This window comes from Nocardioides cavernae, assembly GCF_016907475.1.
GTDB classification, from domain to species: domain Bacteria; phylum Actinomycetota; class Actinomycetes; order Propionibacteriales; family Nocardioidaceae; genus Nocardioides; species Nocardioides cavernae.
On the sequence record NZ_JAFBCA010000001.1, the window covers coordinates 1,824,154 to 1,847,614 of the forward strand.

Consider the following 23,461-nt stretch of genomic DNA (forward strand, 5'->3'; position numbering starts at 1 on the left):
CCTACGGCACCAGCCGGTTCAGGTCGCGCGGGAAGAGCGTGACCTCCCGGATGTTGGCCACCCGGACGAGCCGGGCGACCCACCGCTCGAGACCGATGGCGAACCCGCCGTGCGGCGGCATCCCGTGCCGGAACGCCTGCAGGTAGGCGTCGTACGACACCGGGTCCTCGCCGCGTTCGCGGATCGCGCACTCGTAGTCCGACGCCCGGTGCAGCCGCTGTCCTCCCGTGACCAGCTCCAGCCCGCGGAAGAGCAGGTCGAAGGAGTTCGACCAGCGCTGGTCGCCCGGCTGCGGGTGCGTGTAGAACGGCCGCTTGGCCATCGGGTAGCCCTCGACCGCGAGGAAGTCGCTGCCGTGCTCCGCGAGCGCCCAGGCGCCGAGTGCGCGCTCGTGCTCGGGCGCCAGGTCCGGCTCGTCGGCCGGTGCCCCGACGAGCGCGAGCGCGTCGGCGAAGTGGATGACCGGGATCTCGTCGGGGACCACCGGCAGCGACGCGCCCGTGCTGGCGACCGCCGCCTCCTCGGACGCGGCCGCCTCGACCATGCCGGCGAGCACGTCCCGCAGCACCGCCAGCACCTCGCGGTGGTCGCGGATGAAGCCGAGCTCGACGTCGAGCGAGCGGTACTCGGCGAGGTGGCGGACGGTGTCGTGCGGCTCGGCGCGGAACACCGGTCCGACCTCGTAGACCCGCTCGAAGACGCCGACCAGCTGCTGCTTGTAGAACTGCGGGCTCTGGGCGAGGTACGCCGGCCGCCCGAACCAGTCGACCGGGAACACGTTCGCCCCCGACTCGGTCGCCGTACCCACCACCTTGGGCGTGGTGACCTCGGTGAACCCGAGTCCGTCGAGCGTGGAGCGGAAGCCGCGCAGCGACGCGGCGGCGAGCTGCCAGCGGGCACGCTGGGCCGGGTGGCGCCACAGGACCGGGGCGTGCTCGAGCAGCGTGGGGAGGGAGACGTCCAGCGAGGGGCGCCAGAGCTCGGCCGGGGAGGTCGCGGCCGGCTCGGTGAGCGGCTCGAGGACGGCGTCGGTGACCTCCGTGCCGCCGGGTGCCTGCTCGTTCGCGGTCGCCGTGCCGGTGACCCGGACGGTCGTCTCCTCCGGCGGCACAGGCGTGCCGGCGGGCAGGACGACCTGGGCCAACCCGCTGCGGTCGCGCAGGACCACGAAGGTGATGCGCGCCAGCTCGCGCCTGCGGTGCACCCACCCCTCGAGCGTGACGGCGGTGCCGGGCGTGGCGGCCGGCAGGTGGGAGCAGAGCGTTCTCGGTGGGGTGGTCATGGTTCCTCCAGGGCGTGAGGCCCGGGAGGTGTGGGCGGAGGGCTGGGTCGCGGTGCCACCACACCTTCGCCGGCGGCCCCGGAGGGTGCCGGCCTCTCGTCGGTGACGCCGGACGCGCGGACGGCCGCTGCTCTGCCGGTGTGCAGGGGGTTCGTCAGGCCCCGCGGTCGTCGGGACGACCCTAGGTCGGGTCTGCGGCCTGCTGCGACCGGTTTTCCTCACCACGTCGAGCGGCCCGGGCGGTCAGCCCGAGCACGGCCACGGCTGCGATCGCCGCGACGACACCCACGAGGGTGGACGCCGGCTCGTCGGTGAGCCGGCCGACGGCGATCCAGGCCAGGCCCCAGGCCGCGGCCGCGGCGACGCTCCACCGCGGTCCGGTGCGGGCCACGACGACCGCCGCGACCACCACGACGACGGCGATGACCAGGGCTGCGACCAGCTCGCCCACCAGGCCCGAGGTCTCGACACCTTCCGCGACGAGGGTGGCGGTGATGTTGGCGCACGTCGCCACCGCGACCCAGCCCAGGTAGAGACCGAAGGTGCCGTCGACCACGACGCGTTGCACCAGGGAGGGAGCGGGGCCGAGGTCGGCCAGGCGCTGGACGAGCACGCCGAGGACGACGACGAGGGCGAGGATCACCACGACGCTCGCCCACAGCCAGCCCTGCTGGGTGACCAGCAGCCAGCCGGCGTTCAGCACCATGGAGGCGGCAGCGAGCCACCCGGTGCTGCGGGCGCGCGGGTCGGTGCTCGACGAGGGCAGCCACTGCCAGAGCGTGTAGGCGGCCAGTCCGGCGTACACCACCGACCAGATCGAGAAGGCCGGACCGAGCGGGGCGAGCAGGGTGGCGTCGGCGGAGAGCGCGCCGCCCGAGCTCTCCGCGACGCGGGTGCCGATCACGCCGACGCCGACGAGAGTGCCGACGATGCAGAACACCTCGGCGACCGTGACGCCGACCTGGCGGCCGCGGTCGGCTCCGGTCGCTGCGGGTGCGGTGCTGCGCTGCGCGGTGCTCACCCCGCCATCCAACAGGACGTCGGGTGACAGGAAGGGGCGCTACGAGCCGACGAGGTAGCGGTTGGTGTGGTGGGTGACGAAGCCGTGCCGCTCGTAGAGCGCGATCGCGCCCTGGTTGTCGGTCTCCACGTGCAGCAGCGCGGTGGTCGCGCCCAGCGACGCGCCCCAGTCGAGGAGCTCTGCCAGGACGGCGGTGGCCAGGCCGCGGCGCCGCTCGGCGGCGTCGACCACGACCGACTCGACGAGCAGCCAGTCGCCGGACAGCACCCCGCGCCCGGTCGCGGCGCCGGAGGCCAGCGAGACCGTGGCCGAGCCGGGCTGCTCGTCGAGGGTGGCGGGGACGTCGGGGGCAGCCGCCCGCACCGAGCGCAGGGCGCGGGCCACGGATGCGAGCTGGGCGTGCGCGTCGCCGTCGCCCATCGGCGTGAAGCCCAGAGGGGCCAGGGTCTGCTCGACGTCGGAGCCTCGCTGCACCTGCACGAGCGGGGTCTGCTCGAGCGCCTCGTAGAAACGGCGTACGCCGAAGGCCGCGTCGACCCAGCCGATGCCCGGCTCGTGCATCGCCAGCGCCGAGTTGCCGCGACGCCGCAGCCGGCCGCCGTGCGGGGGAGAGGCCCGCAGCAGCCAGTGACCCAGCGGTTCGGTGGTGACCGAGTCCCACAGCGCCGCCACGTGCTCCTCCACCTCCTGCGGCGACACCCGCGACCGCACCGACGCCCGGGGCGGCACGGGCTTGCCGGTCACCACGTCGGCGAGGGCGATCACGACGGGTCCGGCCTGGCCCGGCGGGCCGTCCCGGTCGATGGTGAGCGAGTCCGCGCCCCACGACGTACAGGTGCCGAGGACGTCGGTCGCCCGGCCGTCGGGCAGCAGGTGGCGTACGACGACGCGCTGGCCCACCACGTGGGGGCCGAGCGCGTGGCGCCCGGTCGTCTCGCTGGCATGGGGTTCTGACGTGTCCGGCACCCGCCGGATACTAGAGTGGAGCGACTGCAAGACCCGATCCGACCACCCCCGATCACAGCCGCCTTTCAGGAGGACCTGGTGACCTACGTCATCGCCCAGCCGTGCGTCGACCTCAAGGACCGCGCGTGCGTCGACGAGTGCCCCGTCGACTGCATCTACGAGGGCAAGCGGATGCTCTACATCCACCCCGACGAGTGCGTCGACTGCGGCGCCTGCGAGCCGGTCTGCCCGGTCGAGGCGATCTTCTACGAGGACGACACCCCGGAGGAGTGGAAGGGCTACTACGACGCCAACGTCCACTTCTTCGACGACCTCGGCTCGCCCGGTGGCGCCGCCAAGATGGGTGTGATCGACAAGGACCACGAGCTCGTCGCCGCGCTGCCCCCGCAGGAGCACGACGAGTGACCGACCTTCCGTTGGTCGAGGAGGTCGCCCAGCGGCCGTCACGAGACCACCGGAAGGTCTCCCAGCGCCTCCCGGACTTCCCCTGGGACAAGCTGACGACCTACGCCGCGACGGCGCGCGCCCACTTCGACGGGGTCTGTGACCTCTCCGTCGGCACCCCCGTCGACGCCACGCCCGACGTCGTCCAGGACGCGCTGCGGGCGGCGTCCGACTCGCCGGGCTACCCCACGACGATCGGGCTCGAGGCGACGCGCCAGGCAGCGATCGACTGGCTGGCCCGCCGCCACGGCGTGACGGGTCTCGGCCTCGACGGCGTGCTGCCGGTGACCGGTTCCAAGGAGCTCATCGGGTCGATGGCGCTCCACCTGGGCATCGGTCCGGGTGACCTGATCGGCTACCCGGCCCTGGCCTACCCGACCTACGAGGTCGGTGCGGCTCTGGCCGGTGCCGACAGCCTGGCCACCGACTCGCTCACCGCGTTCGGTCCCCGCACGCCACGCCTGCTGTGGCTCAACAGCCCGGCCAACCCGACGGGTCGGGTGCTGCCGCTGGCCCACCTGCGCAAGGTGGTCGACTGGTGCCGCGAGCGCGGCACGGTGCTCGTCTCCGACGAGTGCTACATCGAGTGCGCGTGGTCGGACGACCCCGCCGAGCTGCCGTTGTCGATCCTCGACCCGCAGGTCAACGGGGGCTCGCTCGACGGCATCCTCGCCGTCCACTCGCTCTCCAAGCGGTCCAACCTCGCCGGCTACCGCTGCGCCTTCCTGGCCGGCGACCCCGCGCTGGTCGGGGAGCTGCTCGCGGTCCGCAAGAACCTCGGCCTCCAGATGCCCGGCCCGCAGCAGCGCGCGATGATCGCCGCCCTCGACGACGACGCCCACGTCGACGGGCAGCGAGCGACGTACGCCGCCCGCCGGCTGCTGCTGAAGGACGCGTTCGAGGCCGCCGGGTTCCGCATCGACCACTCCGAGGCCTCCCTCTACCTCTGGGCGACCCGGGGAGAGGACTGCTGGCAGACCGTGGCCGCGCTCGCCGAGCAGGGGATCCTCGTGGCGCCGGGTGAGTTCTACGGCCCGACTGGGCGCCAGCACGTACGCGTCGCCTTCACCGCGACCGACGAGCGGGTCGCCGCAGCCGCCCGTCGCCTGGCCGGCTGATGGCCGACTTGTAGGCGAAGTCCGTCACGTGGAGGGGGTTGCAACGGCCTCCACGTGACGAAGTCCCCGCACGAGCGGGGACTTCGACAGCGGCAGCGCCGTCAGTCGAAGACGTCGACGTGCACGTGGTCGCGGTGCTCCAGGATCGCCCGGTCGCCGCGCGACGACGACGGCACGCGGTAGTCCGTCCAGCCGTCGTCCGAGCGCGAGCCGGCGTGCCAGATGCGATCGTCGAAGATCAGCGTCTTGACGTCGAGCCGGTCGGCATTGGCGACGAGGTAGGACGCCATCGCCCAGCCGCGCTTCTTGTTCTCGTCGGTGATGGGTCGGAAGAACACGTCGATCGCGCGGCCCTCGTAGTGGGCCGAGCCCTCCATGTGGCCGCTCGAGACGCCCTGGGGCTCGAACCCGCCGAGGGACAGGGCGCCGAAGCGCGCCTCCAGGTCACGGCGTACGACGGTGGCGCGCGCGACGAGGCCGGTCTCGTCGAGATCGTCGGAGGCCTCGTCGGCGTCACCCGGGACGTCGCACCACAGGGCGGCGCGTGAGTTGCCGGTCAGCGCGGAGGCGAGCGCGCGACCGTCCTTCTCGTGGTCGGCGTAGGCGTCGGGGTAGCCCGAGCGCTGCACCTCCTGCGCGGCGACGGTGATCTCCATGCTGTCGTAGCCGTCGACCTTCTGGAGCGCGTCGTAGAAGGCGTTGGTCGCGTAGACGGGGTCGGTCAGCTGCGCGACGCTGCCCCAGCCCTGGGAGGGCCGCTGCTGGAACAGGCCGACGGAGTCCCGGTCGCCGTAGTCGATGTTGTAGAGCTTGGACTCCTGGTACGCCGTCGCGAGCGCGATGCTGGCCGCCCGGGCGGGCATGCCGCGTTGGACGGCGACGGCCGTGATGAGGGCAGCGTTCTCGGCCTGCTCGAGGTCGACCTCGACGGTGTGGCCATCGACCTCGGCGGTGCAGCCACTGGTGTCGAGGAGGGGCGGCACGGCCCCGCGGTCCACGAGCACCACAGCGGTCGCGACTGCCCCGAGCGCGACCACCGCGCCGATGGCGGCCGTGCGGAGGGACGGCACGGATGCCCTAGTTGGCGTGCAGCGCCGCGTTGAGGGCGATCCCGTCGCCCTTCCACGGCACCGCCTCGATGGCGCCGCTGACCGAGTTGCGGCGGAAGAGGATGTTGTCGACGCCCGAGAGCGTGGCCGCCTTCACGACCGCAGGCTTGCCGTCGAGGTCGGTGACGGTCACCTTGGTGCCCGCGGTGACGTAGCAGCCGGCCTCCACGACGCAGTCGTCGCCGAGCGAGATGCCGATGCCGGCGTTGGCGCCGATCAGGCAGCGCTCGCCGACCGAGATGGTCTCCTTGCCGCCGCCGGACAGGGTGCCCATGATCGAGGAGCCGCCACCGACGTCGGAGCCGTCGCCCACGACGACGCCCGCCGAGATGCGGCCCTCGACCATCGACGCGCCGAGCGTGCCGGCGTTGAAGTTCACGAACCCCTCGTGCATCACCGTGGTGCCCTCGGCCAGGTGGGCGCCGAGGCGGACCCGGTCGGCGTCGGCGATGCGGACGCCTGCCGGCAGGACGTAGTCGGTCATCCGCGGGAACTTGTCGACGCCGAAGACCTGCACGACGTGCCCGGGCACGACGGTGCGCAGCTTGGCGCGCACCTGCTCGAAGCCCTCGACCGCGCACGGGCCGGCGGAGGTCCACACCACGTTGGCGAGAAGGCCGAAGATGCCGTCGAGGTTCACGCCGTGCGGCTTCACGAGGCGGTGGGACAGCAGGTGCAGTCGCAGCCACACGTCCTCGGTGCTCGCGGGCGCCGCGTCCAGGTCGGCGATCTCCACGAGACGCACCACGCGGGTGACGCCGCGGAAGTCGTCCTCGCCGCCGTCGAGGTGGGCGAGCTCCTCCGACGGGTCGCCCTCGGTCGCGCCGAGGACGGGGGAGGGGAACCAGGCGTCGAGCACCGTGTCGCCGTGCAGGGTCAGCAGGCCGTAGCCAGAGGCAGCAGTCACCCGCACAGCCTACGGAGGTCGCCCCACCCGCCCGGGTGGCGGCCTACTGGCCGGCGCGCCCGTCGATGCACTCGCGGACGAGGTCGGCGTGCCCGCAGTGGCGGGCGTATTCCTCGATCATGTGCACCACGATGTCCCGCACCTCGCTGGGCTCGCCGTGCACGTCGACCACGGCGTCGAGGTCGGTGCGCTCGAGCACCTCGCGGGCGTAGGCGATCTCCGACTGCCACAGCGCGTGGCTGGCGCGGACGAGGTCGTCGTCGGCGTCGGGGAAGGTGAAGCCGGCGTCCTCGGCCTCGTCCTGGAACAACCGCGGGATGTCCATCCGCGCCTCGATCACCCGGCGGAACCAGCTCTGCTCGACGCGCGCCATGTGCCGCACGAGGCCGAGCAGGGAGATGTTCGACGGCGGCACCGCCCTGGTCCCCAGCTGCTCGGCGGTCAGGTCGTCGCACTTGAGCGCGAGCGTCTGCCGGTAGTGCTCGAGGTAGCCGACGAGGCACTCGCGCTCGCCGCGCGTCGGGCCCGCCTGCATCCGCGGGTCCTGGTCGGTCGGGAGCCACATGCCGTCGTATCCGGGGTTCGCCATGGCAGCAGCCAATCGCATGCCGTCGCACGGACCAAACGAGTTCTGGGCGGGACCGCGCACGCGCAGGGCGGACCCTGCCTCCCGGCACGGGTCCGCCCGTCGGGTGGTCAGCGCAGGCGCCTGCGGTACGTGGCGACCGCCCAGGCGTACGCCACGACGAGCAGGCCGAGGCACCAGGCGAGCGCGACCCACAGGTCCTCGCCGGCCGGCTGCCCGTCGAGCAGTGCCCGGATCGCGTTGACGATCGACGTGACCGGTTGGTTCTCGGCGAACCACGCGACAGGGGCAGGCATCGAGTCGGTCGGCACGAACGCCGAGCTGATGAAGGGCAGGAAGATCAGCGGGTAGCTGAACGCGCTCGCGCCGTCCACGGTCTTCGCCGAGAGGCCGGCGACGACTGCCAGCCAGGTGAGGGCCACGGTGAAGAGCAGCAGGATCCCGGCGGCGCCCAGCCATGCGAGGACGCCCGCGCCGGACCGGAAGCCCATGACCAGCGCGACGACCACCACGATGGCCAGCGAGACCGCGTTGGCCACCAGCGAGGTCAGCACGTGGCCCCACAGCACCGCGGACCGGCCGATCGGCATCGACTGGAAGCGCTCGACGATGCCGCCCTGGAGGTCGAGGAAGAGGCGGTACGACGTGTAGGCGACGCCTGAGGCGATGGTCATCAGCAGGATGCCCGGCAGCAGGTAGGTCACGTAGGGCTCGTCCGAGCCGGTGTCGATCGCTCCGCCCAGGACGTAGACGAACAGCAGCATCATCGCGATCGGGGTGACGGCCGTGGTGATGATCGTGTCGGGGCTGCGGAGGATGTGTCGCAGGGACCTGCCGGTGAGGACGGCGGTGTCGGCGACGGCGTGGGTGGCAGACATCAGGACTCCTTTCCTGCCGCGGTGGGCACCTGCTCGCCGACGAGGGCGAGGAAGACCTCTTCGAGGGTCGGTTGCTTCTCGACGTACTCGACCTGTGCCGGGGGCAGCAGCTTCTTGAGCTCGTCGAGGGTGCCGTTCTGGACGATGCGACCACCGTGGAGGATCGCGATGCGGTCGGCGAGGTGCTCGGCCTCATCGAGGTACTGCGTGGTGAGGAGGACGGTGGTGCCGGACTCGGCGAGCTGGCGCACGGTCCGCCACACCTCGATGCGCGCCTGCGGGTCGAGCCCGGTGGTGGGCTCGTCGAGGAACACGACCGGCGGGTCGCCGATCAGGCTCATCGCGATGTCGAGCCGGCGGCGCATCCCACCGGAGTAGGTGCCGGCCTTGCGGCCGCCGGCGTCGACGAGGTCGAAGCGCCCGAGCAGCCGATCGGCCACCGCGCCCGGCTCCGGCACGTGCCGCAGCCGTGCGACCAGGACGAGGTTCTCGCGCCCGGTGAGCACCTCGTCCACGGCGGCGAACTGTCCGGTGAGGCTGATCGACTCCCGTACGTCGCCGGCGTCGGTGCCGACGTCGTGGCCGTTGACCTCTGCCGAGCCGGCGTCGGCCCGGAGCAGGGTGGCGAGGATCTTGACGAGCGTCGTCTTGCCCGCACCGTTGGAACCGAGCAGCGCGAAGATGCTGCCGGGGGCGACGTCGAGGTCGACCCCGCGGAGCACGGCCAGGTCGCCGTAGGTCTTCTCGACGCCCCGCACCCGGATCACCGGGGCGAGGGTCTCGATGCTCATGGCCGGTCCCTCTTCTCGAGGGCGTCGAAGGCCTGGACCAGGCGGGCGCGCTCCTTGTCGATCCAGCGCTTGCCGCCGTAGGACTCGGCGTAGGTCTCGGCGAACTCGACCGGGTCCTCGCCGACGATCTCCCGCACCGGCGTCCCGTCGATCGCGGCGCGCTCCCAGAGGTCGGCGAGGTCGACGAACATCCGCACGATGACGTCCCCGTCGACGACCCCGCCGAAGTACATCAGGTAGCGGTTGACGGCCTCGGCAGCCGTTGCGTAGGGCTCCGGCAACGACTCCAGCCGCGCCTTCGCCTGCTTGTACTGCTTCTTCTGCTCCAGCGATCCGGTGATCGCCTCGAGCCACTTGGTGGCCATGTCAGCTCTCCTTGTGAAGTGTGTCGATGCGTGCGGCGAGGAAGTCCCAGTTCCGCCAGAACTCGGCGAGGACCGTGCGGCCCTCGGCGTTGAGCGTGTAGACCTTTCGTGGCGGCCCCTTCTCCGACGGGACCTTCTCGACGTCGACGAGCCCGCGCTGCTCGACGCGCACGAGGACGGCGTAGACCGTGCCTTCGACGATCTCGGTGAAGCCCTGGTCGCGGAGCCGGGCGGTGATCTCGTAGCCGTAGGCCGGCCGGGTCGCCAGGATCGCGAGCACGATTCCTTCGAGGGTGCCCTTGAGCATCTCGGTGAGCTGCTTGCTGCCCATGCGTCGCCTCCTCTCTGTGGTGGTCGTCCAGTGCCGTCGGTAGTCGGTGTCACTGGTATTCAGTGATACTGAATACCACTACACAATGACACAGACTACCGGTACTTGGCATCACTGAGTACCGATGGCGGTCGTCTGGCCCCGGATATGCGATTGGCGGGGGCCCGAGCCAGAGCCGTACGATCGGGGCAGGCGTCTGAGCCGTCATCAGCGGCGAGCCTCGGGAAGAACGGGTGCGGCGAGCCGGTCGCCACCTCACTAGAACCCGACGGGTGCGGCCCGACACAGCCGGAACGAAGCGGTCGTCAGAAGGTTGGCGGCAAGCGAGGTGGTACCGCGGCAGGCGTCGTCCTCGTGTCCAGGAGACCGAGTACGACGCCCCGCAGGAGAGCACCCATGACCTACCCCAAGGTCAGCCACACCGACGCGACGACCGTCGCCAGCAGCCCGCGCTTCCCTGACATCGAGGAAGCGGTGCTGGCGTACTGGGAGTCCGACGACACCTTCCGGGCAAGCGTCGAGCAGCGCGAGGCCGGTGCCGACGGTGCCAACGAGTTCGTCTTCTACGACGGTCCGCCGTTCGCCAACGGCCTGCCGCACTACGGCCACCTGCTCACCGGCTACGTCAAGGACCTCATCCCGCGCTACCAGACGATGCGCGGCCACAAGGTCGAGCGCCGCTTCGGCTGGGACACCCACGGCCTGCCCGCCGAGCTCGAGGCGATGCGCCTCAACGGCATCAAGACCACCGACGAGATCGTCGAGCTGGGCATCGAGAAGTTCAACGAGGCCTGCCGCCAGTCCGTCCTGAAGTACACCGGTGAGTGGCGCGACTACGTCACCCGCCAGGCGCGCTGGGTCGACTTCGACAACGACTACCGCACCATGAACCCGGAGTTCATGGAGTCGGTCATCTGGGCCTTCAAGCAGCTGCACGAGAAGGGCCTGGTCTACGAGGGCTTCCGCGTGCTGCCCTACTGCTGGCAGGACGAGACCCCGCTCTCCAACCACGAGCTGCGGATGGACGACGACGTCTACCAGATGCGGCAGGACCCGGCCGTGACCGTGGGGTACGACGTCACGACCGACGGCCCGTTCACGGGCGTCAAGGTGCTCGTCTGGACGACGACCCCGTGGACCCTGCCGTCCAACCTCGCGGTGATGGTCGGCGAGGACATCGACTACGTCGTCGTCGAGTCGGACGGACCGACCGGCAGCGCCGAGCGCTACCTCCTCGCCGAGGCCCGCCTGGCGTCGTACGCCCGGGAGCTGGGCGACGAGCCCTCCGTGACCTGGCGTGGCAAGGGCAGCGACCTCGTCGGCCTCGAGTACGCCCCGCCGTTCAGCTACTACGCCGGCCACGAGCGCGCCTTCCGCCTCGTTCCCGCCGAGTTCGTCACGACCACGGACGGCACCGGGCTGGTGCACACCGCCGGCGCCTTCGGTGAGGACGACAAGGTCGTCACCGACCGCGAGGGCATCGAGGCGGTCATGCCGGTCGGCAAGGACGGGCGCTTCACGTTCCCGGTCACCGACTACGAGGGCATGCAGGTCTTCGACTCGAACCTCCAGATCATCGACCACCTGAAGGCCGCGACCCGCGGCGAGGGTGAGCTGGGCTCGGTCACCCCCGGCACCGTCCTGGTGCGCCGAGAGACGTACGACCACTCCTACCCGCACTGCTGGCGCTGCCGGCAGCCGCTGATCTACAAGGGCGTCTCGTCGTGGTTCGTCGAGGTGACCAAGGTCAAGGAGCGCCTGATGGCGCTCAACCAGGACATCCGCTGGGTGCCCGAGCACATCAAGGACGGCCAGTTCGGCAAGTGGCTGGAGAACGCCCGCGACTGGTCGATCACCCGCAACCGCTTCTGGGGCAGCCCGGTGCCGGTGTGGAAGTCCGACGACGAGCACCACCCGCGCGTCGACGTCTACGGCTCCTTCGAGGAGATCGAGCGCGACTTCGGCACGCTTCCGCGCGACAAGGACGGCAACCCCGACCTGCACCGCCCGTTCGTCGACGAGCTGACGCGGCCCAACCCCGACGACCCGACCGGGAAGTCCACCATGCGCCGCGTCACCGACGTCCTCGACGTGTGGTTCGACTCCGGCTCGATGTCGTTCGCGCAGGTGCACTACCCGTTCGAGAACAAGGACTGGTTCGACAACCACTTCCCCGGCGACTTCATCGTCGAGTACATCGGCCAGACCCGCGGCTGGTTCTACACGATGCACGTCCTGGCGGGCGCGATCTTCGACCGCCCGGCGTTCTCGACGTGCCTGAGCCACGGCATCGTGCTCGGCAACGACGGCCAGAAGATGTCGAAGTCGTTGCGCAACTACCCCGACGTGCGCGAGGTCTTCGACCGTGACGGCGCCGACGCGATGCGCTGGTTCCTCATGTCGAGCCCGATCCTGCGCGGCGGCAACCTCGTCGTCACCGAGCAGGGCATCCGCGACTCGGTGCGGCAGGTGCTGATCCCGCTGTGGAACAGCTGGTCCTTCTTCAGCCTGTACGCCAACGCGGCCAAGGGCGGCGAGGGCTACGACGCCACCTGGCGCACCGACAGCGCGCACCCGATGGACCGCTACATCCTGGCCAAGCTGCGCGACTACGTCGCCGCGATGACCGACCAGCTCGACAACTACGAGGTGGCGGCGGCGTGCGACTCGACGCGCAGCTTCCTCGACGTGCTGACCAACTGGTACATCCGACGCTCCCGCGAGCGCTTCTGGGACGAGGACGCCGACGCGTTCGACACGCTCCACACGGTGCTCGAGGTCGTCTGCCGCGCCACCGCGCCGCTGATGCCGCTGACCACCGAGGAGGTCTGGCGGGGCCTCACCGGCGAGCGGTCGGTCCACCTCACCGACTGGCCGTCCGCCGACGACCTGCCCGCCGACGAGTCGCTGGTCGCGTCGATGGACACCGTCCGCGACGTCTGCTCGGCCGGATCGGCGCTGCGCAAGGCCGCCAACCTCCGCAACCGCCTCCCGCTGGCGCGCCTGACCGTCGTCACCGACGCCGACCTCGACGGCTTCGAGCAGCTGGTCGCCGACGAGCTGAACCTCAAGGCCGTCCAGGTCCTTTCGGTCGACGCGCCCGAGGCGGCGTCGTACGGCGTCTCGCAGCGGCTCACGGTCAACGCCCGCGCGGCCGGTCCGCGCCTGGGCAAGGACGTCCAGCTCGCGATCAAGGGCTCGAAGTCCGGCGACTGGTCGGTCGCCGACGACGGGACCGTGACCGCCGGTGGGCTCGCGCTCGTCGAGGGGGAGTACGCCCTCGAGACGGTGGCCGGGTCGTCGGACGAGGACTCCGCGCTCGGCATGCTGCCGCGCGGCGGCTTCGTCGTCCTCGACACCGCCGTCACGCCCGAGCTCGAGGCCGAGGGCGCCGCCCGCGACCTGGTCCGCGCGGTCCAGCAGGCCCGCAAGGACGCCGGCCTGCAGGTGAGCGACCGGATCAGCCTGACGATCAGCGCCCCCGACACCACCCTGGCCGCGGCCCGGACCCACGAGGCCTTGATCGCGGACGAGACACTGGCCACCGCGGTGTCGTACGTCGACGCCGCTGAGGTGGCCGTGCAGGTCGCCCGGGCCTGACGCAGGAACGGCGCGGCGGCTGGTTGAATCGGGGCATGGCCCACCTCGACCTGTCCGCCGACGTCGTCACCCTCACCCAGCAGCTCGTTGACGTCTTCTCCGTCAGCCACGAGGAGCAGGAGATCGCCGACGCCGTCGAGGCGGCCCTGGCGTCACTGCCGCACCTCACCGTGACCCGGCGCGGCCACACGGTCGTCGCGCGCACCGAGCTCGGCCTGGGGGAGCGAGTGGTGATCGCGGGACACCTCGACACCGTCCCGCTCAACGACAACCTGCCCTCCCGCCTCGAGGACGGCGTCCTGCACGGGCTCGGCACCTGCGACATGAAGGGCGGCGATGCGGTGATGCTCAAGCTCGCCGCGGACGTCACCTCGCCCAACCGCGACCTCACCTTCATCTTCTACGAGGCCGAGGAGGTCGACTCGGTCCACAACGGCCTGCGCAAGCTGACCGAGAGCGACCCCGACCTGCTGCAGGCCGATTTCGCCATCCTCATGGAGCCGAGCAACGCCTCGATCGAGGCGGGCTGCCAGGGCACGATGCGCGTCGACGTACGCACCACCGGCGAGCGCTCGCACAGCGCCCGCAGCTGGAAGGGCGTCAACGCCATCCACCTCGCCGGCCCCGTGCTCGGCCGGCTCAACGACTACGTCGCGCGGCAGCCGGAGATCGACGGCCTCGCCTTCCACGAGGGCCTCAACGCGACCGGCATCCGTGGCGGTGTCGCCGGCAACGTGATCCCCGACGAGTGCGTCGTCGAGGTCAACTTCCGCTTCGCCCCCGACCGCAGCGAGGCAGACGCCGAGGCGTTCGTGCGCGACTTCTTCGAGGGCTACGACGTCACGGTGACCGACACGGCCGCCGGCGCGATGCCGGGCCTGGACCGGCCGGCGGCCAAGGCGTTCGTCGAGGCGGTCGGCGGCGAGGTCGCCCCCAAGTTCGGCTGGACCGACGTCGCCCAGTTCACCAGGCTCGGCGTCCCGGCGGTGAACTTCGGTCCCGGCGACCCGATGTTCGCCCACAAGCAGGACGAGCACGTCCCCACCGAGCACATCGAGCGCTGTGAGCGCATCCTCAAGGAGTGGCTGGCATGAACACCCGACGCAACGACCGGCACGCCGACCGCGTGACGGGTCCCGTCATCGAGCGTCGCGGCCAGGTGCACGAGGGCAGCACCACCGACCAGCGCCTGCTCGACTCCCGCGGCCGGACCGACTGGGTCCACACCGACCCGTGGCGCGTCCTGCGGATCCAGGCGGAGTTCGTCGAGGGCTTCGGCGCACTGGCCGAGACCGGTCCCGCCATCGCGGTCTTCGGCTCCGCCCGCACGCCCGTCGACCACCCCTTCTACGGGATCGGCGAGGAGGTCGGCCGCAAGCTCGTCGAGGCCGGCTTCGCCGTCATCACCGGGGGCGGTCCCGGAGCGATGGAGGCGGCCAACAAGGGCGCCTGCGAGGCCGGCGGCGCGAGCCTCGGCCTCGGCATCGAGCTGCCCTTCGAGTCGGGCCTCAACCAGTGGGTCGACAAGGGCATCAACTTCCGCTACTTCTTCGCCCGCAAGACGATGTTCGTCAAGTACTCGCAGGGCTTCGTGGTCCTGCCCGGCGGCCTCGGCACCCTCGACGAGCTCTTCGAGGCGCTGACGCTGGTGCAGACGCGCAAGGTGACGTCGTTCCCCATCGTGCTCATCGGCACGAGCTACTGGGCCGGCCTCTTCGACTGGCTGCGGCAGACCGTGCTGGCCGAGGGCAAGATCAACGCCGCCGACCTGGACATGATGGTGCTGACCGACGACGTCGACGAGGCGGTGTCGCTGATGGTGGCCGCCCGCGAGGACCGCTGGCCCACCCCCGAGCCGGAGCGGCCCGAATGATGATGTGGTTCTTCGCCGTCCTCGTCGTCCTCGCGATGGGCGGCGTGGCGATGGTGGCCTCCGGCCGCGGCGGCTCGATGGCCCCGGCGTACGACGACCGACCCGACCTCGCGCTGCCCGACGACCGACCGATCGCGGCGCACGACCTGCGCACGGTGCGGTTCCCGCTCGCGTTCCGCGGCTATCGGATGTCCGACGTCGACGAGGTCCTCGCCCGGCTGGCGTCCGAGCTGGAGGAGCGGCACCCCGACGAGCCCGCGCCCGACGCCTCGTCTGGCGAGCCGCCGGGCGTCTAGGGCAGACTGCCGCGTCATGTCGTTCCCGATCGTCGTCTGGATCCTCACGGCCCTCGCTGCCGTGGTGATCATGCTGACCCGGCTCCGCCTGAGCGGCGCCGGAGCGGCGGGCCGCTTCTCCATCAGCAGCCGCGTGCCCCTCACGCACTTCGTGGCCGGCATCGTCGCCCTCGTCCTGTGGCTGGGCGTGCTGGTGGCGCCCGAGGACTCCCTGCTCGGAGGACCGATCGTCGGCATCCTCGCGATCGCCTTCTGGTGGCTCACCGCCATCTGCGGGCTGCTCATCCTCGCGCGCTGGCTGCCCGCCAAGGGACGCCACGCCCCCGAGGCCTCCGGCGACTCGTGGAGCGACGGACCGGGGCTGTCCCTGCTGGCGCACCTCGGCATGGTGGTCGGCGTCCTGGTCTTCACCTACGCCTACCTGACCGCAGCCGTCTGATGCCCGCGCTGCGCACCCGGTCGGCGTACGCCGCCGTGCTGGCGACGGCAGCCCTGACGGCCGCGGGACTCGCGCAGCCCGCGCCCGCACCGGCCGCCGCGGTCGACGCGGCCGCGTCCGGCGACCGCCCGGCCGTCATCGAGGTCCGCACGATCGGCCAGTCCGTCAAGGGACGACCGATCCGCGCGTGGCGGCTCGGGGAGCCGGGCAAGCGACCGATCGTGCTGGTCTCGACGATGCACGGCAACGAGCCGCACACCCGCCGGATCCTCGAGACCCTGCGCGACGGGCGACCGGTGCGCGGCATCGACCTGTGGGTCATCCCGACCTACAACCCCGACGGTCTCGCCCGGGGCACCCGCCGCAACGCCCGCGGCGTCGACCTCAACCGCAACTTCCCGCACCTGTGGAAGGACCTCGACGGCAACTACGAGTCCGGCCCCCGCCCGGCGAGCGAGCCGGAGACGCGGGCGGTCATGGCCTTCCTCGAGGAGGTCGACCCGCGCCGGGTGATCAGCTTCCACCAGCCGTTGCACGGCGTCGACACCGACACCAAGGACGCCGGCTTCGCGCGGCGCCTGGCGCGCGCGCTGCGGCTGCCCCGCACCTCCCTCGACTGCGGCGGGCTGTGCCACGGCACCATGACGATGTGGTTCAACCACCGCTTCCACGGGTCGGCGCTCACCGTCGAGTACGGCGGCCGACCCTCGCGGCACCGGATGGCCGTCCAGGCGCCCCGGCAGCTGCTCGGCGCGATCGGCGCCCACCGCACGCGCCGCGGCTGAGGGTCGGCCGCGCCTCAGCGACCGTGGCTCAGCGACCGCGGAAGGCCGGCTTCTCCTTGGCCATGAACGCGTCGACCGCGGCGAGGTGGTCCTCGGTGCCGCCGGTCAGCGCCATCTTGTCGGCCTCGAAGGCCAGTGACTCCGCCAGCGGGTGCGCGGCGGCGTACGCCACCGCCTGGCGGATCGAGCCGAACGCCACCGTCGGGCCCGACGCCAACCGCTCGGCGAGCTGGCCCACGGCCTGCGGGAGCTCCTCGGCGGTGACCACCTGCGTGGCCAGCCCCAGCTCGAGGGCCTCCTGCGCCGACACGGTGCGCGGGAAGTAGAGCAGCTCCATCGCCTTGGCGCGGCCGACGAGGCGCGGCAGGGTCCAGCTCGACCCGGTGTCGCAGGAGAGCGCGACGCCGGCGAAGGACGTGTTGAAACCGGCCGAGTCGACGACGATCCGGAAGTCGGCGGCGAAGGCCAGGCTCGCCCCGGCGCCGGCCGCGACGCCGTTGACCGCGGCGATGACGGGCTTCGGCATCGTCGCGAGGGCCAGCACGATCGGGTTGTAGTGCTGCTCGACGGTGTCCGACAACGGGATGTCCGCCTCGCCCTTCAGCCCGGCGAGGTGCTCCTTGAGGTCCTGCCCCACGCAGAAGGCGCGGCCGCTGCCGGTGAGCACCACGCACCGCACCTCCGGGGCCTCGGCCACCCGGTGGACGGTGTCGCGCAGCAGGTCCTTGGTGGCCACGTCGAGGCCGTTCATCGCGTCGGGCCGGTTGAGCGTGATCGTCGCGACGCCGTCCTGCACGTGGAGCAGGACGGGCGCGGTGCCGGTGCTGTCGGCCGCGCTGGATCCGGCGGGGCGGTCGGGCTGGGAGGTCGTCATGGCCGCAGTCTGCCTGACCAACATCGGGTGTTTCCGCCCTGTGGTGCCGATCACGCGGGTCATGGGGGATAATGGACGCGTACGACGCCGATCGAGGTGGCCGAACGACTCAGCCGCCTCGATTCGCATGTGAAGAGCCACATCCAGTGATGGCTGAACAGGAAGAGGTGCGCCGATGGCCGCCATGAAGCCCCGCACGGGCGACGGACCGCTCGAGGTCACCAAGGAAGGACGCGGCATCGTCATGCGCGTCCCGCTCGAGGGCGGTGGACGGCTGGTGGTGGAGCTCAACGCCGAGGAGGCCTCGGCTCTCGGTGACGCCCTCAAGGACGTCGTCGGCTGATCGTGCCCAGCACCGCACTGCCGCCCCAGGTCTCGCCGCCCGAGTTCGCACTGAGCCCCGCGCTGCCGCACCAGATCGGCGGCGCGGAAGTCTGGGCGTTCCCCGTCCTCCCCGATGAGGACGGGCCACTCCTCGGCCCGGGTGCCGACGAGGCCGGTGACGCCCTCGGCGTCGACCTGCTCGCCGCGCTCGAGGCGTCGCGAGCCACCGGTCGCACCGGCGAGCTGACCACGGTCCCGGTCGCCGGCCGCGCCACCGCAGACACGCCCGACGGGGCAACCGACGGGCCCGGCCTCGTGCTGCTCGTCGGTGTCGGCGAGGCGACCACGACCGACTTCCGTCGTGCCGGCGCTGCGCTGGCCCGCGCCACCAAGGACCGCGGCAACGTCGTGACGACGCTCGCGTCGATCGCGCCCGACGAGGGCCTCGGCGCCTTCGTCGTCGGGGCGATGCTCGGTTCGTTCGCCTTCCACTGGCGCTCCAACGGGCCCAAGGAGCGACCGGTCTCCCGGATCGTGCTCGCCGGCGTGGACGGCGACGGCGCCGACGACGAGCTCGCCCGGGCGATCGCGCACGGCGGCGCCGGCTGGCGCTCCCGCACCCTAGCGACCGTCCCGGCGAACCTGAAGACCCCGGCCTGGCTGGCCGAGCAGGCCGTCGAGGTCGGCGAGCACGCCGGCCTCGAGGTGCAGGTCTGGGACGACGCGCGGCTCGAGGCCGAGGGCTTCGGCGGCATCCGCGCCGTCGGCGGCGCCTCCGTCAACGAGCCCCGGCTGATCCGCATGGACTACACCCCGCGCGGGGCCACCAAGCGCATGCCCACAGTGGTCCTCGTCGGCAAGGGCATCACCTTCGACACCGGCGGCCTCGACATCAAGCCCAGCGAGGGCATGCTGACGATGAAGCGCGACATGAGCGGCGGCGGCGCCGTCATCGCCACCATGGCTGCACTCCGCGACGTCGACTGCCCGATCCGCGTCGTCGGCCTGGTGCCGGCCGCGGAGAACGCCGTCAGCGGCTCCGCGATGCGCCCCGGCGACGTGATCACCCACTTCGGGGGTCGCACCTCCGAGGTCAACAACACCGACGCCGAGGGCCGCCTCGTGCTGGCCGACGCGATGGCCTACGCCGTCAGCGAGCTCGCGCCGGCCGCCCTCGTCGACATCGCCACCCTCACCGGTGCGATGAAGGTGTCGCTCGGCCAGTGGACCGGCGGCTACTTCGCCAACCACGAGGGCCTGGCCGACCAGGTGCGAGCCGCGTCGGCCGCGTCGGGTGAGAACACCTGGCGGATGCCGCTCGTCGCCGACTACGAGGACAAGGTCGCCTCCGGCATCGCCGACGGCGACAACGCCGCAGGAGGCGCCGGCGCGATCACGGCCGCGCTCTTCCTCCAGCACTTCGCCGGCGACGTGCCGTGGGCACACATCGACTTCGCCTCCGCCGCGGAGTCGCCGACCGACCGCCACGAGTGGACCGCCGGCCCCAGCGGCTGGGGTCCGCGCCTGCTGCTGAGCTGGCTCGGCTCCGACGACCCGCTGGCCGGGATCGTCTGATGCTCGGACTCACCGTCCGCTGGTCGCTGGCCGACGCGCCGGAGGGGGTCGAGGAACAGCTCGCGTCCTACGTCGCCGAGACCTCGCACGCCCGGTTCACCGGGATGGCCGGGCTGCGCTTCAAGACCTGGCGCCAGGTGCCGGGGGAGTGGTTCGAGGGCTGCTACGTCTTCGCCACGAGCGAGGCGCGGGAGGACTTCCAGCGCACCTTCACCGAGGGTGCCGACGACGCGCCCGGCACCCGGATGATCGGGAGCCCGCCGATCCTCGTCGAGGCGTGCGACGTCGTCGCGATCGCCGAGGGCTGGGACGGCTTCACGGCCGCCCCGCGTCTCTAGCCTCGACCGGACGCGCAGGTCAGGCCTCGGGGGCCCATTCCTTCTTCGCGGCGAGCAGGCCGTCGCCGACGGGCAGCAGCACCGGCACGAGCGCCTCGTGCTCGAGGATCGTCCGGCCGAGGTCGCGGATGGTGACGGTCTCCTCGTCGCGCTGGGCGGGGTCGGCGACCCGGTCGTGCCACAGCGCGTTGTCGAACGCCACGACCCCGCCGGGGCGCAGCAGTCGCAGCGCCTCCTTGAGGTAGGCGGCGTACTCGCGCTTGTCGCCGTCGCAGAAGACCAGGTCGTAGTGGCCGTCGGTCAGGCGGGGCAGCACGTCGAGCCCGGCTCCCGCGATGGTGCGGGCGCGGTTGCCGGGGATCCCGGCCTCGGTGAACGTCTCCTTGGCGAGGCGCTGGTGCTCGGCCTCGATGTCGACGGTCGTGAGCACGCCGTCGGCACGCATGCCGCGCAGCAGCCAGAGCCCGGACACGCCCGTGCCGGTGCCGATCTCGACGACCGCGCGCGCGTCGAGCACGGAGGCGAGGAAGCGCAGGGCGGCGCCGACGCCGGGTCCGACGGGGGCCACCCCCACCTCCTCGGCGCGGCTGCGGGCGGCGGCCAGGAGCTCGTCCTCGGCCACGAACGTCTCGGCGTAGGTCCAGCTCGCGGGCTTGATCGGCGCGGTGTTGTTCGGCACGCGGGCGACTCTATCGCGCGGCAACCGCCGGACGTGGCCGGGAACACACGGACCGCCTCGGTCGTTGGAGGCGGTGACCCGGGCAGAAGTTCTTGGTCGGTCCGCATGTGGTTCACAGGGAACTCTCAGGCGGGATACCTAGCGTCAGGAAGGACATCGAACCGTTGCAGCTGCGGTCGAGGAAGACGAGCCAGGGAGCACCCGTGGGTGATCACGTCGACACCGCAAGCGATGTCGTCGACGTGCCCACGTGGGACGAGGTCGTGGAGCAGCACTCCGACCGGGTGTTCCGCCTGGCCTACCGCCTGACGGGCAACCGGCCCGACGCCGAGGACCTCACCCAGGAGGTCTTCGTGCGGGTCTTCCGTTCGCTCGACACCTACACGCCGGGCACCTTCGAGGGCTGGCTGCACCGCATCACCACCAACCTCTTCCTCGACGGTGCGCGCCGCAAGCAGCGCATCCGCTTCGACCCGTTGTCCGACGAGCGCGCCGCCCGGCTGACCAGCCCGGCCCCGGCGCCCGAGCTCGCCGTGGCGGACCGGACCTTCGACGACGACATCGAGACGGCGCTGGCGACGCTGCCGCCCGACTTCCGCGCCGCGGTCGTGCTGTGCGACGTCGAGGGCCTCAGCTACGAGGAGATCGCCGAGATCATGGATGCCAAGCTCGGCACCGTGCGCTCGCGCATCCACCGCGGTCGCACGATGCTCCGCAAGGCCCTCGCGCACCGCGAGCCGGCTGCGGGGCGCTCGCGCTACTCGGGTCCCGTCGCCCCTCACCCCCGCGGGCCGGTGTCGTGATGAGCCACCTCGGATCACGGGTCAGCGCACTCCTCGACGGTCGCCTCGCGCCGGAGGAGGAGGAGCGCTGCTGGAGCCACGTCCACGCGTGCCACGCGTGCCGCGACCTCGTCGAGCAGGAGGGGTGGGTCAAGACCCAGCTCGCCCAGCTGTCCTTCGGTCCGGGCCAGCCCTCCCACGACTTCAAGTCGGAGCTGGTGGGCCGCTGCTCGTCGATGCAGCCCGGCCACGGCCTGGTCGCCCCGCAGTTCCCGACCTCGCGCCAACGCCCGCGCCGAGGCCTCGTCGCCATCGGCGGCGGCGCAGCGAGCGCCTGCGTCGTCGGCGTGCTCGCGCTCGGCGTGGCCGGCGCCCCGCGCGTCGACCCCCGGCCGCCGGTCACCGACCTGAGCCGGCCGACCGGTCCCGCGAGCCCGGCCGTCACCGGTGACGACCGCGCCGCCCGTGGACCGGTCTCACCCTCCCGGACGCCCCTGGCCGAGCGCCTTGTGGCGATCCGGGAGAAGATTGCTCCGTGAGCGACGAGCACAGGCCCGACGAGCAGACCCCGGACGAGCAGGTCACCGACCAGCCGCTCCCGGGAGCGCAGGACGAGGAACCCACCCAGCCCCTGGCCGGCTGGCGCCCCACCGAGCCCGAGCCCGCTCCCGCCGCGCAGCCGGAGGGCCGTGTCTACGGCGCTGCCGACGACGCCGTCCCCGCGCACGCCGGTCCTGACGGTCCCGGCGCCGACGACGCCGCTGCGCCCCAGGACGGGATGCTCGACGGCCCGCCGCCGCACCGTGCGCCGTTCGGCGAGCCGCAGGCCCCGTCCCAGGAACAGCAACCCGGCGCCGGCCACGAGCCCGCAGCCCCGACCGTGCCGTACCCGACCCAGGGCCCCTACCCGCAGCAGCCCGGCCAGCCCGGCCAGCCCTGGTTCGGTCCGGGTCCCCAACCGCGCCCGATGTACGCCGGCCCGACGACGGTCTCCCGCAAGATCCCGCTGTGGGTCTGGCCCGCGGTCGCCTGCCTCGCCCTGGTCGTCGGCATGCTCGGCGGGCTCGCCGGCGGCGCGATCCAGGACGAGCTGGCTGCCCGCCCGGGCACCAACGACAACGGGATCAACGGCGTGCGGACGCAGACCGCCGCACCGCTGGAGGCCGACAACGGCTCGGTCGCCGCGGTGGCGCAGGCGCTGCTCCCCAGCACCGTCCAGATCGTGGCCGAGCTCGACGGACGCGAGGGCGGCGCCACCGGCAGCGGCTTCGTGCTCGATCGCGAGGGCCACGTCGTGACCAACGACCACGTGGTCGCCTCCGCCGCCGAGGACGACGGCCCGATCGTGGTCATCGACCACCAGGGCCAGCGGCTCGAGGCGACCGTGGTGGGCCGCAGCTCGGTCTACGACCTCGCCGTGCTGGCCGTCGAGGGCGGCGGCAAGCTCGAGCCCGCGGCGCTGGGTGCCTCGCAGGTCCTGCGCGTCGGTGACCCCGTGATCGCCTTCGGCGCCCCGCTCGGCCTGAGCCAGACCGTGACCTCGGGCATCGTCAGCGCCCTCAACCGGCCGGTGACCACGTCGGGGCAGTCCGAGGACAACTCCTCCTACATCAACGCCGTGCAGACCGACGCCGCGATCAACCCGGGCAACTCCGGCGGGCCGCTGGTCAACCTGGCCGGCGAGGTCGTCGGGGTGAACTCCGCGATCGCCACCAACGGCGGAGCGTCCGGCGAGGCGGGCAACATCGGTGTCGGCTTCGCGATCCCGATCGAGCAGGTGCGCACGACGGTCGACCAGATCCTCCGCACCGGCAAGGCGGAGTACCCCGTCATCGGAGCGCAGGTGCGCACGGGCGGCGAGCCCGACGCCGACGGAGCCACGATCACCGAGGTCATGCCCGACACCCCGGCCGAGCGCGCCGGCCTGGAGAAGGACGACGTGATCACGGCGGTCGACGACCAGCCGGTCAACGACGGCATCGCCCTGATCGTGGCCATCCGCACCCACCTGCCGGGTGAGACCGTCGAGATGTCGGTGGTCCGCGGCGGCGAGGAGCGGGTCGTGCAGGTCGAGCTCGACGGCAAGGTCGGATAGTCA

At 72.1% G+C, this 23,461-nt stretch carries 26 protein-coding genes; 14 read left to right on the forward strand and 12 right to left on the reverse strand.

The genetic code is table 11. The features are described from left to right. Position 1: 1 nt before the first annotated feature. The 3 genes from aspS to JOD65_RS23965 form a co-directional block, all read right to left on the reverse strand. Positions 2 to 1,282 (reverse strand): aspartate--tRNA(Asn) ligase, encoded by a 1,281-nt coding sequence (gene aspS, locus JOD65_RS08430; RefSeq protein WP_191196303.1) that lies wholly within the window; start codon positions 1,280 to 1,282, stop codon positions 2 to 4. 181 nt (positions 1,283 to 1,463) lie between these two features. Beyond that, on the reverse strand, positions 1,464 to 2,303 hold the full coding sequence (locus tag JOD65_RS08435; protein WP_191196304.1) for a TspO-related membrane protein: 840 nt from the start codon (positions 2,301 to 2,303) through the stop codon (positions 1,464 to 1,466). A 39-nt stretch (positions 2,304 to 2,342) separates the two neighbouring features. Then, the gene (locus JOD65_RS23965; RefSeq protein ID WP_191196305.1) at positions 2,343 to 3,269 is read right to left on the reverse strand and encodes a GNAT family N-acetyltransferase; all 927 of its coding nucleotides are present in this window, start codon (positions 3,267 to 3,269) and stop codon (positions 2,343 to 2,345) included. Between the two features lie 78 nt (positions 3,270 to 3,347). On the opposite strand from JOD65_RS23965, the gene fdxA reads away from it, so the two are divergent. Together fdxA and dapC are read left to right on the forward strand one after the other, a co-directional pair. Continuing rightward, positions 3,348 to 3,674 carry a ferredoxin gene (fdxA, locus tag JOD65_RS08445; protein WP_056604759.1) on the forward strand — a complete coding sequence of 109 codons (327 nt, stop codon included), beginning with the start codon at positions 3,348 to 3,350 and terminating at the stop codon, positions 3,672 to 3,674. Next, positions 3,671 to 4,831, forward strand: coding sequence for a succinyldiaminopimelate transaminase (dapC, locus tag JOD65_RS08450; protein ID WP_307821034.1), 1,161 nt, complete (start codon positions 3,671 to 3,673; stop codon positions 4,829 to 4,831). Before fdxA ends, dapC begins: the two co-directional genes overlap by 4 nt. A 101-nt stretch (positions 4,832 to 4,932) precedes the next feature. Here the strand turns inward: dapC and JOD65_RS08455 are convergent, their stop codons facing one another. The 7 genes from JOD65_RS08455 to JOD65_RS08485 form a co-directional block, all read right to left on the reverse strand. Further along, positions 4,933 to 5,901 (reverse strand): VldE C-terminal domain-containing protein, encoded by a 969-nt coding sequence (locus tag JOD65_RS08455; RefSeq protein ID WP_191196306.1) that lies wholly within the window; start codon positions 5,899 to 5,901, stop codon positions 4,933 to 4,935. 7 nt (positions 5,902 to 5,908) lie between these two features. Next, complete coding sequence (gene dapD / locus JOD65_RS08460; RefSeq protein WP_191196307.1) at positions 5,909 to 6,847, reverse strand: 2,3,4,5-tetrahydropyridine-2,6-dicarboxylate N-succinyltransferase; 939 nt, start codon at positions 6,845 to 6,847, stop codon at positions 5,909 to 5,911. 43 nt (positions 6,848 to 6,890) lie between these two features. Next, on the reverse strand, positions 6,891 to 7,436 hold the full coding sequence (locus JOD65_RS08465; protein ID WP_191196308.1) for a DinB family protein: 546 nt from the start codon (positions 7,434 to 7,436) through the stop codon (positions 6,891 to 6,893). A 107-nt stretch (positions 7,437 to 7,543) separates the two neighbouring features. Beyond that, positions 7,544 to 8,311 (reverse strand): ABC transporter permease, encoded by a 768-nt coding sequence (locus JOD65_RS08470; RefSeq protein WP_191196309.1) that lies wholly within the window; start codon positions 8,309 to 8,311, stop codon positions 7,544 to 7,546. After that, positions 8,311 to 9,102 carry an ABC transporter ATP-binding protein gene (locus JOD65_RS08475; RefSeq protein ID WP_191196310.1) on the reverse strand — a complete coding sequence of 264 codons (792 nt, stop codon included), beginning with the start codon at positions 9,100 to 9,102 and terminating at the stop codon, positions 8,311 to 8,313. Before JOD65_RS08475 ends, JOD65_RS08470 begins: the two co-directional genes overlap by 1 nt. Next, positions 9,099 to 9,467 (reverse strand): DUF1048 domain-containing protein, encoded by a 369-nt coding sequence (locus JOD65_RS08480; RefSeq protein ID WP_191196311.1) that lies wholly within the window; start codon positions 9,465 to 9,467, stop codon positions 9,099 to 9,101. Before JOD65_RS08480 ends, JOD65_RS08475 begins: the two co-directional genes overlap by 4 nt. Position 9,468: 1 nt before the next feature. Further along, complete coding sequence (locus tag JOD65_RS08485) at positions 9,469 to 9,798, reverse strand: PadR family transcriptional regulator (RefSeq protein WP_191196312.1); 330 nt, start codon at positions 9,796 to 9,798, stop codon at positions 9,469 to 9,471. 396 nt (positions 9,799 to 10,194) lie between these two features. Here JOD65_RS08485 and ileS point away from each other — a divergent pair, with 396 nt between their 5' ends. Genes ileS through JOD65_RS08515 form a run of 6 tightly spaced genes read left to right on the forward strand, consistent with a single transcriptional unit; the run spans position 10,195 to position 16,791 of the window. Then, complete coding sequence (gene ileS, locus JOD65_RS08490; protein ID WP_191196313.1) at positions 10,195 to 13,398, forward strand: isoleucine--tRNA ligase; 3,204 nt, start codon at positions 10,195 to 10,197, stop codon at positions 13,396 to 13,398. A gap of 35 nt (positions 13,399 to 13,433) precedes the next feature. Continuing rightward, positions 13,434 to 14,492: a succinyl-diaminopimelate desuccinylase gene (gene dapE, locus JOD65_RS08495; protein WP_191196314.1), complete on the forward strand. Its 1,059-nt coding sequence runs from the start codon at positions 13,434 to 13,436 to the stop codon at positions 14,490 to 14,492. Beyond that, positions 14,489 to 15,271 carry an LOG family protein gene (locus JOD65_RS08500; RefSeq protein WP_191196315.1) on the forward strand — a complete coding sequence of 261 codons (783 nt, stop codon included), beginning with the start codon at positions 14,489 to 14,491 and terminating at the stop codon, positions 15,269 to 15,271. The genes dapE and JOD65_RS08500 overlap by 4 nt, the downstream gene beginning before the upstream one ends. Then, positions 15,268 to 15,567 carry a DivIVA domain-containing protein gene (locus JOD65_RS08505; protein WP_224747945.1) on the forward strand — a complete coding sequence of 100 codons (300 nt, stop codon included), beginning with the start codon at positions 15,268 to 15,270 and terminating at the stop codon, positions 15,565 to 15,567. Before JOD65_RS08500 ends, JOD65_RS08505 begins: the two co-directional genes overlap by 4 nt. 16 nt (positions 15,568 to 15,583) lie before the next feature. After that, positions 15,584 to 16,006: a hypothetical protein gene (locus JOD65_RS08510; protein ID WP_191196316.1), complete on the forward strand. Its 423-nt coding sequence runs from the start codon at positions 15,584 to 15,586 to the stop codon at positions 16,004 to 16,006. Next, a complete protein-coding gene (locus JOD65_RS08515) occupies positions 16,006 to 16,791 on the forward strand; it encodes a M14 family zinc carboxypeptidase (RefSeq protein WP_191196317.1) in 786 nt (261 codons plus the stop codon). The genes JOD65_RS08510 and JOD65_RS08515 overlap by 1 nt, the downstream gene beginning before the upstream one ends. A 28-nt stretch (positions 16,792 to 16,819) precedes the next feature. On the opposite strand, the gene JOD65_RS08520 is transcribed toward JOD65_RS08515, so the two are convergent. Further along, positions 16,820 to 17,665 (reverse strand): enoyl-CoA hydratase/isomerase family protein, encoded by an 846-nt coding sequence (locus tag JOD65_RS08520; RefSeq protein WP_204811038.1) that lies wholly within the window; start codon positions 17,663 to 17,665, stop codon positions 16,820 to 16,822. A gap of 175 nt (positions 17,666 to 17,840) precedes the next feature. Here JOD65_RS08520 and JOD65_RS08525 point away from each other — a divergent pair, with 175 nt between their 5' ends. From JOD65_RS08525 to JOD65_RS08535, 3 genes are read left to right on the forward strand one after another with little or no spacing between them, the layout of a single operon-like run. Then, on the forward strand, positions 17,841 to 18,008 hold the full coding sequence (locus JOD65_RS08525) for a DUF3117 domain-containing protein (RefSeq protein ID WP_191196319.1): 168 nt from the start codon (positions 17,841 to 17,843) through the stop codon (positions 18,006 to 18,008). A 2-nt stretch (positions 18,009 to 18,010) separates the two neighbouring features. Continuing rightward, positions 18,011 to 19,564, forward strand: coding sequence for a leucyl aminopeptidase family protein (locus JOD65_RS08530; RefSeq protein WP_191196320.1), 1,554 nt, complete (start codon positions 18,011 to 18,013; stop codon positions 19,562 to 19,564). Next, positions 19,564 to 19,902, forward strand: coding sequence for a hypothetical protein (locus tag JOD65_RS08535; protein WP_191196321.1), 339 nt, complete (start codon positions 19,564 to 19,566; stop codon positions 19,900 to 19,902). Before JOD65_RS08530 ends, JOD65_RS08535 begins: the two co-directional genes overlap by 1 nt. Positions 19,903 to 19,921: 19 nt before the next feature. On the opposite strand, the gene JOD65_RS08540 is transcribed toward JOD65_RS08535, so the two are convergent. Next, positions 19,922 to 20,581 carry an O-methyltransferase gene (locus JOD65_RS08540; RefSeq protein WP_191196322.1) on the reverse strand — a complete coding sequence of 220 codons (660 nt, stop codon included), beginning with the start codon at positions 20,579 to 20,581 and terminating at the stop codon, positions 19,922 to 19,924. Positions 20,582 to 20,784: 203 nt separating this feature from the next. Here JOD65_RS08540 and sigE point away from each other — a divergent pair, with 203 nt between their 5' ends. Genes sigE through JOD65_RS08555 form a run of 3 tightly spaced genes read left to right on the forward strand, consistent with a single transcriptional unit; the run spans position 20,785 to position 23,458 of the window. Beyond that, a complete protein-coding gene (gene sigE, locus JOD65_RS08545; protein ID WP_204811040.1) occupies positions 20,785 to 21,384 on the forward strand; it encodes an RNA polymerase sigma factor SigE in 600 nt (199 codons plus the stop codon). Continuing rightward, on the forward strand, positions 21,384 to 21,902 hold the full coding sequence (locus tag JOD65_RS08550; RefSeq protein WP_191196324.1) for an anti-sigma factor: 519 nt from the start codon (positions 21,384 to 21,386) through the stop codon (positions 21,900 to 21,902). The genes sigE and JOD65_RS08550 overlap by 1 nt, the downstream gene beginning before the upstream one ends. Then, on the forward strand, positions 21,899 to 23,458 hold the full coding sequence (locus tag JOD65_RS08555; protein ID WP_191196325.1) for a S1C family serine protease: 1,560 nt from the start codon (positions 21,899 to 21,901) through the stop codon (positions 23,456 to 23,458). Before JOD65_RS08550 ends, JOD65_RS08555 begins: the two co-directional genes overlap by 4 nt. The last annotated feature ends 3 nt before the right edge of the window (positions 23,459 to 23,461 follow it).

What these genes read in the sequence shown, in the direction of transcription:
- aspS (WP_191196303.1), bottom strand. Translation starts at nt 1,282, where the DNA reads ATGACCACCCCACCGAGAACGCTCTGCTCCCACCTGCCGGCCGCCACG.
- JOD65_RS08525 (WP_191196319.1), top strand. Translation starts at nt 17,841, where the DNA reads ATGGCCGCCATGAAGCCCCGCACGGGCGACGGACCGCTCGAGGTCACC.
- JOD65_RS08465 (WP_191196308.1), bottom strand. Translation starts at nt 7,436, where the DNA reads ATGGCGAACCCCGGATACGACGGCATGTGGCTCCCGACCGACCAGGAC.
- JOD65_RS08475 (WP_191196310.1), bottom strand. Translation starts at nt 9,102, where the DNA reads ATGAGCATCGAGACCCTCGCCCCGGTGATCCGGGTGCGGGGCGTCGAG.
- JOD65_RS08550 (WP_191196324.1), top strand. Translation starts at nt 21,384, where the DNA reads ATGAGCCACCTCGGATCACGGGTCAGCGCACTCCTCGACGGTCGCCTC.
- dapE (WP_191196314.1), top strand. Translation starts at nt 13,434, where the DNA reads ATGGCCCACCTCGACCTGTCCGCCGACGTCGTCACCCTCACCCAGCAG.
- ileS (WP_191196313.1), top strand. Translation starts at nt 10,195, where the DNA reads ATGACCTACCCCAAGGTCAGCCACACCGACGCGACGACCGTCGCCAGC.
- JOD65_RS08470 (WP_191196309.1), bottom strand. Translation starts at nt 8,311, where the DNA reads ATGTCTGCCACCCACGCCGTCGCCGACACCGCCGTCCTCACCGGCAGG.
- JOD65_RS08480 (WP_191196311.1), bottom strand. Translation starts at nt 9,467, where the DNA reads ATGGCCACCAAGTGGCTCGAGGCGATCACCGGATCGCTGGAGCAGAAG.
- JOD65_RS08500 (WP_191196315.1), top strand. Translation starts at nt 14,489, where the DNA reads ATGAACACCCGACGCAACGACCGGCACGCCGACCGCGTGACGGGTCCC.
- JOD65_RS08515 (WP_191196317.1), top strand. Translation starts at nt 16,006, where the DNA reads ATGCCCGCGCTGCGCACCCGGTCGGCGTACGCCGCCGTGCTGGCGACG.
- JOD65_RS08520 (WP_204811038.1), bottom strand. Translation starts at nt 17,665, where the DNA reads ATGACGACCTCCCAGCCCGACCGCCCCGCCGGATCCAGCGCGGCCGAC.
- JOD65_RS08535 (WP_191196321.1), top strand. Translation starts at nt 19,564, where the DNA reads ATGCTCGGACTCACCGTCCGCTGGTCGCTGGCCGACGCGCCGGAGGGG.
- JOD65_RS08505 (WP_224747945.1), top strand. Translation starts at nt 15,268, where the DNA reads ATGATGATGTGGTTCTTCGCCGTCCTCGTCGTCCTCGCGATGGGCGGC.
- JOD65_RS08510 (WP_191196316.1), top strand. Translation starts at nt 15,584, where the DNA reads ATGTCGTTCCCGATCGTCGTCTGGATCCTCACGGCCCTCGCTGCCGTG.
- JOD65_RS08485 (WP_191196312.1), bottom strand. Translation starts at nt 9,798, where the DNA reads ATGGGCAGCAAGCAGCTCACCGAGATGCTCAAGGGCACCCTCGAAGGA.